1 protein-coding gene is annotated in these 625 nt (G+C 57.3%); it reads left to right on the forward strand.

From position 1 onward, the window contains the following. The coding region (locus KP705_RS16115) for a Tn3 family transposase (RefSeq protein ID WP_215764972.1) at positions 1–625 on the forward strand (625 nt) is incomplete at both ends.

Here is a 625-nt window from a genome sequence, read left to right on the forward strand (position 1 = left end):
TTGATGCACATGGTCTTGTGATTTCGCCTCTGAAAGCAATTACACCCCCTGCTGTGGAAGAGTTGAGGCGGGCGGCTTACGACCGGCTGCCACGCATCAAGATTACTGATCTTCTGCTGGAAGTGGACCGCTGGATCAGCTTCACCGACTGCTTTACCCATCGCCGTTCCAGCCGTGTCGCGGATGACAAAAACGCCCTGCTGACGGTGATCCTGGCGGATGCGATTAATCTTGGTCTGACACGCATGGCCGACACCTGTCAGGGTGCCACCCTGCGCCAGTTGGCGCATCTGCATGACTGGCATATCAGCGAGGCCGGATACGCCGAAGCCCTTGGCCGTATGGTTGCAGCCCATCGTGGGCTGCCCCTGGCGTCACTCTGGGGAGACGGCACATCGTCCTCAAGTGATGGTCAATTGTTTCATGCAGGTGGCAGAGGCGCTGCGATCAGCGATATCAATGCGCGCAATGGCAGTGAACCGGGCGTCAGTTTCTACACCCACATCTCCGATCAGTATGATCCGTTTTCGACCCGGGTGATTGCGGCGACGGCCGGTGAAGCACCCTATGTTCTGGATGGGCTGCTGTATCATGCCAACGGGCTTTCCATTGAAGAGCATTATAC

This window comes from Gluconobacter sp. P1D12_c, from assembly GCF_018812105.1.
Lineage (GTDB): Bacteria > Pseudomonadota > Alphaproteobacteria > Acetobacterales > Acetobacteraceae > Gluconobacter > Gluconobacter oxydans_A.